This window comes from Cylindrospermopsis sp. CR12 (assembly GCF_001432185.1).
Classification (GTDB): Bacteria; Cyanobacteriota; Cyanobacteriia; order Cyanobacteriales; family Nostocaceae; genus Raphidiopsis; species Raphidiopsis raciborskii.
Genome location: NZ_LMVE01000052.1, coordinates 46,478 through 55,782, shown reverse-complemented (window position 1 = coordinate 55,782; position 9,305 = coordinate 46,478). Strand labels below are relative to the sequence as shown.

The following is a 9,305-nucleotide window of genomic DNA, read 5'->3' as shown; positions in this document are numbered from 1 at the left end:
TTAATAGTGGCATCTTTGTTTCTTCCTCAAAGTTCTTCATATCATGTTTCATATGATTTTCATCAATTTCATCTAATGCTTTGGTTAGAGTTTCTCTAATCCACTTATTTCTATTCGCTCCGAAGGTATTGTTAAGCCTAGTCAAAAGAGATTTAGTAACCCACAAGCGAAGTTGAGCATTATTAGGTTCCCCTTCACTAGAAAATTGATATTTTTTGAGTTCAGGGTTTCCACCAGGTCTAGCCATATTTTTATCCTTGTTAGTTTTGGGATTAAATTGAAACTCCCCACTTCCCAATTATTTTAACTAGTTTGCTTCTCTAATGACAAACTTCTTAGCCTATCAATAAAGGTATTATATTCCTTATTGAGTTTTCACCTTATATATTGAGAATATATTGAGAGAAGTGGGTGATTGTTGATATGGAAATCGTTCTCAAGTAACTAGCGTCCTAATTAACTTGGCTACAGCTATATTATGCCTGGGGATCAAGAAAACGATTGTAGTAGACAAAACGATAATATTTTTCTTCTTTGACACCTGCTTTATTAAATGTGTATAAAGTCAATAAATAATTATGCCTTAGAGCAACTTGGCGATTGTGCCTGAGGGTAACCCCATTAACTGCGATCGCGTGGAAAAATTCACTATCAGGAATCAAGTTAGCAGCTCTTTTTTGTATTTCAATATCGGCAATGTGGGGAGGTAATCCAGGAATGGTAATATCTGTATTAATGCTATCAGATCCTATTCTGATTTTTCCTCTAGCAGGTAGTTGAATAGATAAACCTTCTTGAATCTCATTAGTTTCTTCCACATTGTTAACAAATGACAGTTGATGGCTATTAATCAATGGATAGGAAGGAACATCTTGGGTATCTTCTTTAAAGTCTTTATACTCAAAACCCTTACCTGCTCGTAAAGCTGCAATATAACTAGGAGAATTAGTCACACTAAAAACTGCACCCAATAATAAGCCTAAAATGCTGAAACCAATGATGTCTTCTATACTCTTCAAATCTGGTGGCATTTTACCGATAGTCAAACGAAGTATTTCAAATAAAACTGCTGCCATTAAACTTGCTCCACTTGCAGCAATAACACTAATTTTCAGTCTTTGTTGCAGGCGTTTTTTTCCTGATGCTTCCATGCTGTGCCAACGCCAAGTTAAACCCTCCGCTAAACCGACGGAAACTCCAATTAATAACCATCCTAGAGTTCTAACAATAGGAGTAGGTACGCGAATCACTGGCCAAAACAGAATTTGCGATATAATGCCAGCCACTAAGCCAGAAATAATACCTAATCCGGTGGCAATTAATAGAGGTTGTTTAGCAGTCTCAAAACTGCGTTTCACTCTAGTAGGATTACTGATGAATATCTCGTTCATCACCATACTACAGGAAAGGGAAACCGCTATACAGGGAAACAGAATAATTTCTGGATATTGGGGAAACAAACCTAGGTCAGTGATGAAAAACTGTCCTATATTCCAACCCAGCAAAGCGGAACTGATACCAGCTAAAAGATAAAGGTAAAGTTTCATAATACATGTAATCGCAGGAGTTTACCGCTATTATTGCCTAAGCTTTTTGTGCTCATCATATAGACTACTCTAGTTTGCAGATCTATATGATGAGCAATTATATCACTACTCCTGGTTAATAATTTTGCCTCGAAATACTACGTAGTTATAAACGTTGTAAAATAAAACTACGGGGATAAGAAAACCGATAAATGTCAACATAAACACCAAAGAACTTGGTGCTGCTGCTGCTTGATAAATGGTCACACTGGGAGGAATGATGTTCGGAAAAATTACAAAACCTAGCCCAATAAAGGAAAGACAAAAAACTAGGAATGTGTATACCAAAGGAGTATTTTCTTGACGCTGGTATAGACTTCGCAATAGTAATCCTATGAATAGGATCCCCAAAACGGGTATTAAACCAAAGATGTAAATCAGGGGAGCTGCAAATAATTGGGTTCGTGCCTCCCCAGAAATTATAGGGGTGCTAATAGTAATAAATAGTGCACCCACTAAAGTTGTCCAGGTAGCTATGGTGGCAGTCTTGTAGTAAGTTTTCTGTAAATCTCCAGTGGTTTTCAAGATTAAATAAGTAGATCCAATGAGAACATACCCTTGAATTAGAGTTAGAGCAACCACTACTGATCGCCAGGTTAACCAGTCCCAAACGCCACCGGCAAAATGTCCAGCTTGGTCAACCTTGATACCCTCAAAAACACTTCCCAAGGCAAATCCTTGTCCTAGGGCGGCCAGAAAACTGCCTACACCAAAGGCAATATTCCAAACTAATTTGTTATCAGCGTTTTCTCTAAACTCAAAGGAAACTGCTCTGAGAATTAAACCTACAACCATTACTACCGCAGGTAGATAGAGGGCGTTTAAAATGGTGGCGTATGCCAAGGGAAAAGCTCCAAATAGAGAACCCCCCATTAAAATCAACCAAGTTTCGTTGGCATCCCAAACATTACCTAAACTGGTCATCAAAATACTACGACGTTCCTCGCTAGAAGCGGTTAGGGATAGAATGCCAACTCCTAAATCAAATCCATCTAATAAAATATAAAGGAACAAAAACAGACCTAAAATGAAAAACCAAACTTGAGGCAAAAAGTGTTGTAACGGCTCTAATGGTTCCATAAAATACCTTCTTACTAACTTATCCTCTTACTGTTGTGCTTCTGCTGGACGACGATCTACTCCATGTTGAGCAGGCTCAATATCAATAGCTGGTTTAATTATTGTACGCGGTGCTGGTAATTCTAAGTTGGGTCCCTTACGAATAATACGACTGCCAAAATAAAGGGCAGCAACGAAAAACACCGCATACATACTCATCAACCCTACTAGAGAGAATAAAACTTCTCCTGGGGGAATATGGGATGCAGCATCAACGGTTCTTAGTTCCCCATACACAATCCAAGGCTGTCTACCTACACAACGAACAATCCACCCGGTTTCAACCGCTATATAACCCAGAGGACCGGCAAAGATCCATGCTCTCATTAACCACTTTTGCTGGGTGATGGTTGTGGTGGATAGTTTGCCACTTAGCCATTGTATAACTGTAATCAGCATTAACCCAGCCAAAAATAGTCCAATCCCTACCATGATTCGGAAGGAATAGTAGATCAGTCCTACCATTTGGGGTCGATTTTTGGGTTCCCATTCTTTGAGCCCCTTAACCGGTTGGTCAAGTTTAGATTTGAGTTCTAATAGGTAGCTCAACGCCCCCGGAACTTTGATTTCCCACTCATTTTTCTCAACTTTATTGTTGGGTACAGCCAACAGACTCCAATCCGCAGGTTCTCCCGCAGGAACTGTTTCCCACTGAGCTTCCATTGCTGCAAGTTTCGCCGGTTGATAGTGGTAAACTTGTTCCGCACTCAGGTGTCCTATAAAGACTTGTAGAGGTGCAATTACAATGGCGATCGCCAGTATAACTTTGAAGGAACGGAGGAAGAATTCCGTGCGACGTTGATTGATAATATACCAGGCACTAATACCACCAATCACAAACAAGGAGGTTTCTAAAGTGGCAAAGAATGTATGGAGAAAACTATTCACCATAAATGGATTGGCGATCGCTTGGAAGTAGTCTTGAACAACAAACTTACCGGCGATAAATTCACCGCCTGCTGGGGTTTGTAGCCAAGAATTTGCTGATAGAATCCAGAAGGTGGAGAGATTAGCTCCAAAAGCCACTAGAATGGTGGATATCCAATGAATAACTGGTGGGACTCGATCCCAGCCAAATAGCATAATGCCCAGGAAACTAGCTTCTAGCATAAATGCCATTGTGCCTTCAAAACCCAGGACGGTACCAAAAAAATCTCCCACTGACTCGGAGAAGGGTGCCCAGTTCAGACCAAATTGGAATGCCATCGGTAACCCAGATGCAACACCAATGCCAAAGTTGAGAACATATAATTTAGACCAGAAGCGGGCGTGGTGGTAGTATTCTAGGTTGTGAGTTTTTAACCACAATCCCTCGATTACCACTAAGTATATGGCCATACCAGTTGTTAGCACTGGCCAGAGCATGTGGAATATTGCGGTTAGTGCAAACTGTATTCGTGACAATGTTACCGTGTTTGAGATGAGTTCTTCCATTGCTGTAGTTAAAATGATGTTAATTGCTGTCAGTTTGCATTGTTTAGTGTTATAGCTAAAGCTATAATTACAATTAGAACTATTACCACCATAGTTTTAGTTTATGCAAGCGACACTATGTCAAAATTCATAGAAATTACAGATTTTCTTTGGGATCGTCAGTTTTAACCTAATTTTGTGGGTATCACCATTTATGAATTTACTCTGGGAAAGATTTACACTATCCTCCTTACCCCTAAAAGAATATGTCAATACTAGCTATCTACATAGGTTGGTGGGTATTGTAAGTCCTTGGCGCCAAACCAGCTGGCTGATGCAATGGGGAGATATGCTCTCTGCTGCTTTAATCAGCCTAATTTACGGATTGTCACCCTTTGTGTCTAGCACTTTAACTGGAATATTGCTACTAGCAGCTGCAGCATTATGGTTAATATTAACTATATCAGATGACACTAATCTATCTAAAATTTCCTTTACCCCAATTCATCTGGTAGTTCTGCTCTATTGGTTTATTGCTGTGGTTTCAGCAGGCTTATCCCCTGTCAAAAAGGCAGCTTTTAGTGATTTGGTAACTTTAACACTCTATTTACTACTTTTTGCTCTGTGTGCTAGATCCCTGAGAATTCACCGCGTTCGCTCCTGGTTAATTACCCTGTACTTACATGTATCCCTCCTTGTTAGTGTATATGGCATTCGACAATGGTTTTTCGGGGCTAAGGCCTTGGCTACCTGGGTTGATCCAGAATCAACTCTATCTAAAACCACTAGGGTCTACAGTTATCTAGGTAATCCGAACTTATTGGCTGGGTATCTGATCCCCGCAGTGGCTTTAAGTTTAGTGGCTATTTTCGCCTGGCACGGTTGGATTAGAAAGTCTCTAGCTGTAATTATGTTAGCCGCAAACGCTTCTTGTTTGGTTTTAACTTTTAGTCGCGGTGGCTGGATTGGTATGCTAATCGCTATTTTGGCTGCTATGGTGTTGTTAGCTTATTGGTGGAGTGTACAACTGTCTCTATTTTGGCGCACTTGGTTATTGCCAATTATATTGGGAACTTTTATCGGCGCTCTTCTGCTAGCAGTAATTTTTGTTGAGCCAGTTAGATTGCGATTGGTTAGTATTTTTGCTGACCGTCAAGATAGTAGTAATAATTTTCGCCGTAATGTCTGGGATGCAGTTTTGGAAATGATTCGCGATCGCCCAATTATTGGTATTGGTCCAGGACATAATTCTTTTAATAAAATCTATCCCCTTTACCAACGTCCCCGCTATAGTGCTTTGAGTGCCTATTCAATTTTCCTAGAAACAGCTGTAGAAAGTGGTTTTGTTGGTTTGTCTTGTTTTATCTGGTTGATTATTGTCATTATCAACTCAGGACTGGTTCAAATGCGCCAGTTTCTCAAGGTGAGAAATCAGGATGGACTTTGGTTAATAGGAGCGATCGCGGCTATATTTGGTATGCTAGGTCATGGTACTGTAGATACTGTATGGTATCGTCCAGAAGTGAATACTCTTTGGTGGTTAATGGTGGCCATAGTGGCTAGCTACTGGAATCCCTTGACCGAAAACCGTGGAGAAATAAATTAGGACGGAGCATAACTACTTATGAACTCTGAAGTTCCTCCTAAATACGAACAAGACTTTTATGGTTGGATTCAATGGCAACTCAGAGCAATTTCCCAAAGACAAGTATCTCAACTGGACTGGGAAAATTTGCAGACGGAGTTAGAAGGGTTGGGAAGACAGGAATATCGGGAACTAGTTAGTCGTCTTACGGTTTTGTTGGGACACCTGCTCAAGTGGGAATACCAACCGGAGAATCGTTGTCGCAGTTGGTTTCTAACTATTAGAGAACAGCGCCGTGCTATCCATCGTCATTTTCAACGTAATCCCACCTTAGAATCCCGTATCCCCTACGCTTTGGAGGATGCTTTTGAAGGGGGAGTTGATTTAGCTCTACGAGAAACTAACCTACCATTGAGAACTTTTCCCCAAGTTTGTCCCTACCAGTTTGAACAAGCGATTTCCCATGGATTTATGTGCGATACTAGTCAAGATTGGCAATAAGAAAAACAAGGTGGAAAACTATCCACTCAATTAGTACAATTAGTAATTCTTCATCGCCCGCTGAATATCACGCTGATCTTGACGACGCTTTAAATCTTCCCGTTTATCATGGACTTTCTTCCCTCTGCATAAACCAATGCTGATCTTTACCCAGCCCCTTTTGAAGTACATTTTTAATGGAATCAAGGTTAAACCTTGTTGTTCCACTTTACCTATCAACTTACGAATTTCTAATCCGTGTAAAAGCAATTTTCGGGTGCGTCTGGGCTCATGATTGAAATATTGTCCACTGGCTGTGTAAGGGGAAATATGAGCGTTTATTAGCCATGCTTCTCCATCACGCAACAAAGCATAACCATCCTGTAAGTTGACTTTACCCGCTCGTATTGATTTCACTTCCGTACCAGTGAGCTGAATTCCTGCTTCGTAGGTTTCTAGGATTTCATATAAATAACGGGCTTGTCTATTATCACTAATAATCTTGTAACCTTCGTTTTTGTCACTCATTGAAAATTTTACTTTTGTACTGTAAACAAAATATACTTAGACAAATATGTGTAAATAATGGTCATTTTTTTAATTTTCATTTGCCTAATTTGCCTGGTAAGACCAATATGAGTTTAAACCACCAATATAACATAATGTTTCATTATATTTTCAAATGGTGTTGGCGTAAAGTAATTATATCTTTGAATATGCTATTACAGCGTCTTTCTCGAGAATGGCATTAATTTCCTAAAAGTGGTAAGTTTAGATATATATTACTGTTCAATTATTATTTTTAAATATTCCGTAATAAAAATACTGGGGATCTGGTTTTAATGCCCTTAAAAATCCTTGTGGTCGATGATGACATTGGCACTAGTCTCTCGATTAGTGATTATCTGGAACTGTGTGGTTATTCTGTACTGACAGCTGATGATGGTGAAAACGCCCTATCTATTATACAACAAGAACACCTGGATTTGATGGTGACGGACATTATTATGCCACGAATGAACGGTTATGAGTTGGTCCGTCGAGTACGTCAAAACATTGAGTTTCGCTTGCTACCTGTTATTCTCTTGACTGCTAGAACCAAAACTCAAGAGAGGATTCTCGGTTATCAGTCGGGATGTGATTTATATTTACCTAAGCCTTTTGAACTAGAGGAGTTATCCGCTGCTGTTCGTAACTTGTTAGAGCGATCGCAAATTATTCAATCGGAATATTGTTTATCCAGTCAGATCAGTGGCAGTTTTCCCCCTGATGACAAAACCAGACCTGTTTCCCCATCTATTCCTAGGACTGAGACTTTAAACCATCCCGACTCTCACATACTCATGTCCATAAGTACCAGAGAACGAGAGGTTCTGGAGTTGTTGACTCATGGGCTATCTAATGCAGAAATTGGCAGTAAATTATATTTGAGTCCACGTACAGTAGAGAAATATGTCAGTAGCTTATTGAGAAAAACTTCTAGTAATAACAGAGCTGAACTGGTAAGATTTGCTATAAAGCATGGTATAGTAGACTAGCTCGAGGAATAGTATTATTGATTTTTTATATGTTTTAACAGTCCATTACAAGCATCCATAAGTAAATCTATTACTTGATTAAATCCCTCCGGTCCTCCATAATAGGGATCAGGGACTTCCTGGAAACTGTGTTCAGAGCAAAAGTCGCACATAAGACGAACCTTGGGATGATACCTTCCTGAAGAGTCCAGAGAGAGAATATCTCGATAGTTATCCTTATCCATAGCCAAAATCAAGTCAAAATCCTCAAAGTCAGATATTTGGAACTGACGGGCTTTTCCAAGTAGGTCAATACCCAATTTAGCAGATGCGGCCGCGCTCATTCTTCTATCGGGTGGACTGCCAATGTGATAGTTGGAAGTACCAGCGGAATCGCAATGAATTTCATTACTTAAATTTGCTTTATCGATTAGATAATTCATAATATTCTCCGCTGATGGAGAACGACAAATATTGCCAAGACAGACAAAAAGTAACTTATATGACATGATTTAGGAATTTAGCAACAGCACCATAGTACCACCAGATGGGCAAATTTAGCAAAAAACTAGAGTAAGTAGCCAATAGCAGCACCAATAGTTTCCGCTAAAATGCTGATAAGACGATACAGTGCGATCGCGCTAATTAGGATAGCAGGTGGGAAAACATCGTCTAGAACCAGAATAGCAGTGGCTTCAAATACACCTATACCACCTGGAGCACCGGGGATGACTAGACCCAAAACCCAGGCCAGACTAAAAGCACCCATTAATATGGGGATTTGGTTGATATCCACATTACTAACAGCAGAAATAGTTAAAATAAACCCTGTTCCCCGTAAGTATACAAATATGAGTTCACCCACCAGAGGTAATAGGGGATAGTGGTCAAGAATTAAATTATTAATGGGCTGAATCGGGGAATTTACTGTAGGGGAGGTTTTTCCAGGGAACTTAACTTTGCTTTTTATCTGATATAGTATATCCAGCCCAGGATTTAGGACTGCTGGGTGCATGGCACTTAGCAGTAGACACAAACTGATGAATTGTAGAATTTGAGGAATGTACCTAAAGGTAAGAAATAATTGATTAGGGAGTAAAATAATATTAAATAAAGCTGCTGTAGCCATGAGTAGGGGTTCTAACAGGACACTCAAGGTGGCTACCAGTGTGGGAATATTGGTATTTTTAGCTGTTAGTATTCTTCCATAATAATGCCAAACATTTCCAGGCAAATATTTAGCGACATTAGTTTTTAAATACACTCGGATAAATAGACCAGTAGGTACAGACTGATTTAAATCTTTCAGAATCCATGTCCATACCCACCCCGCCCAAGTGTGTGCAAGTAATGTCACTATGGTGGCTAGAATCAAAGTTTTCCACTTAATTGTAACTAGACTCAGAGAGTTCACTTCCAACCAATGGTCTTGGAGAGTTTTGGCTAAAAAAAGCAAAGTCACTCCAAAAACAACCCAGCGCGAGAATTTCGCCATAATCCTAATATTATCTACAATCTTCTTTTGCAGTTACTTGTTAGTCAACGGAATTCAACTTAATGTCCTATACTATAAGGTACTTAGGTCAAGAAATTGAGTTAGATTTT

11 protein-coding genes are annotated in these 9,305 nt (G+C 39.6%); 4 read left to right on the top strand and 7 right to left on the bottom strand.

The window, feature by feature from the left end:
* The 4 genes from ASL19_RS17835 to ASL19_RS07555 form a co-directional block, all read right to left on the bottom strand.
* A partial coding sequence (locus tag ASL19_RS17835) for a hypothetical protein (RefSeq protein ID WP_161808584.1) occupies window positions 1-247 on the bottom strand: 247 nt, incomplete at its 3' end.
* Window positions 248-476: 229 nt separating this feature from the next.
* Window positions 477-1,547: a hypothetical protein gene (locus tag ASL19_RS07565; protein ID WP_057177867.1), complete on the bottom strand. Its 1,071-nt coding sequence runs from the start codon at window positions 1,545-1,547 to the stop codon at window positions 477-479.
* Between the two features lie 105 nt (window positions 1,548-1,652).
* Entirely contained in the window at window positions 1,653-2,666 is a 1,014-nt protein-coding gene (gene cydB / locus ASL19_RS07560) for a cytochrome d ubiquinol oxidase subunit II (RefSeq protein WP_057177866.1), read from the bottom strand.
* 27 nt (window positions 2,667-2,693) lie between these two features.
* A complete protein-coding gene (locus tag ASL19_RS07555) occupies window positions 2,694-4,070 on the bottom strand; it encodes a cytochrome ubiquinol oxidase subunit I (protein ID WP_006277746.1) in 1,377 nt (458 codons plus the stop codon).
* On the opposite strand from ASL19_RS07555, the gene ASL19_RS18540 reads away from it, so the two are divergent.
* The 3 genes from ASL19_RS18540 (at window position 4,036) to ASL19_RS07545 (ending at window position 6,204) form a co-directional block, all read left to right on the top strand.
* Window positions 4,036-4,194, top strand: a complete 159-nt coding sequence (locus tag ASL19_RS18540; RefSeq protein WP_235528947.1) for a hypothetical protein — start codon at window positions 4,036-4,038, stop codon at window positions 4,192-4,194. The genes ASL19_RS07555 and ASL19_RS18540 overlap by 35 nt on opposite strands.
* A 138-nt stretch (window positions 4,195-4,332) precedes the next feature.
* A complete protein-coding gene (locus tag ASL19_RS07550; protein WP_057177865.1) occupies window positions 4,333-5,724 on the top strand; it encodes an IctB family putative bicarbonate transporter in 1,392 nt (463 codons plus the stop codon).
* Window positions 5,725-5,742: 18 nt separating this feature from the next.
* Window positions 5,743-6,204 (top strand): DUF29 domain-containing protein, encoded by a 462-nt coding sequence (locus ASL19_RS07545; RefSeq protein WP_057177864.1) that lies wholly within the window; start codon window positions 5,743-5,745, stop codon window positions 6,202-6,204.
* 39 nt (window positions 6,205-6,243) lie between these two features.
* On the opposite strand, the gene smpB is transcribed toward ASL19_RS07545, so the two are convergent.
* Window positions 6,244-6,711: an SsrA-binding protein SmpB gene (gene smpB / locus ASL19_RS07540; protein ID WP_006277749.1), complete on the bottom strand. Its 468-nt coding sequence runs from the start codon at window positions 6,709-6,711 to the stop codon at window positions 6,244-6,246.
* Window positions 6,712-7,025: 314 nt separating this feature from the next.
* Between smpB and ASL19_RS07535 the strand changes: the two genes are divergently transcribed.
* The gene (locus ASL19_RS07535; RefSeq protein WP_057177863.1) at window positions 7,026-7,721 is read left to right on the top strand and encodes a response regulator transcription factor; all 696 of its coding nucleotides are present in this window, start codon (window positions 7,026-7,028) and stop codon (window positions 7,719-7,721) included.
* Between the two features lie 14 nt (window positions 7,722-7,735).
* Here the strand turns inward: ASL19_RS07535 and ASL19_RS07530 are convergent, their stop codons facing one another.
* Window positions 7,736-8,209: a low molecular weight protein-tyrosine-phosphatase gene (locus tag ASL19_RS07530; protein WP_072149104.1), complete on the bottom strand. Its 474-nt coding sequence runs from the start codon at window positions 8,207-8,209 to the stop codon at window positions 7,736-7,738.
* A gap of 59 nt (window positions 8,210-8,268) precedes the next feature.
* Window positions 8,269-9,195 (bottom strand): lysylphosphatidylglycerol synthase domain-containing protein, encoded by a 927-nt coding sequence (locus tag ASL19_RS07525; RefSeq protein WP_057177861.1) that lies wholly within the window; start codon window positions 9,193-9,195, stop codon window positions 8,269-8,271.
* Window positions 9,196-9,305: the final 110 nt, after the last annotated feature.

What these genes read in the sequence shown, in the direction of transcription:
- ASL19_RS18540 (WP_235528947.1), top strand. Translation starts at nt 4,036, where the DNA reads ATGGCCATACCAGTTGTTAGCACTGGCCAGAGCATGTGGAATATTGCG.
- ASL19_RS07535 (WP_057177863.1), top strand. Translation starts at nt 7,026, where the DNA reads ATGCCCTTAAAAATCCTTGTGGTCGATGATGACATTGGCACTAGTCTC.
- ASL19_RS07530 (WP_072149104.1), bottom strand. Translation starts at nt 8,209, where the DNA reads ATGTCATATAAGTTACTTTTTGTCTGTCTTGGCAATATTTGTCGTTCT.
- ASL19_RS07565 (WP_057177867.1), bottom strand. Translation starts at nt 1,547, where the DNA reads ATGAAACTTTACCTTTATCTTTTAGCTGGTATCAGTTCCGCTTTGCTG.
- ASL19_RS07545 (WP_057177864.1), top strand. Translation starts at nt 5,743, where the DNA reads ATGAACTCTGAAGTTCCTCCTAAATACGAACAAGACTTTTATGGTTGG.
- ASL19_RS07525 (WP_057177861.1), bottom strand. Translation starts at nt 9,195, where the DNA reads ATGGCGAAATTCTCGCGCTGGGTTGTTTTTGGAGTGACTTTGCTTTTT.
- ASL19_RS07550 (WP_057177865.1), top strand. Translation starts at nt 4,333, where the DNA reads ATGAATTTACTCTGGGAAAGATTTACACTATCCTCCTTACCCCTAAAA.
- smpB (WP_006277749.1), bottom strand. Translation starts at nt 6,711, where the DNA reads ATGAGTGACAAAAACGAAGGTTACAAGATTATTAGTGATAATAGACAA.
- ASL19_RS07555 (WP_006277746.1), bottom strand. Translation starts at nt 4,070, where the DNA reads ATGCTCTGGCCAGTGCTAACAACTGGTATGGCCATATACTTAGTGGTA.
- cydB (WP_057177866.1), bottom strand. Translation starts at nt 2,666, where the DNA reads ATGGAACCATTAGAGCCGTTACAACACTTTTTGCCTCAAGTTTGGTTT.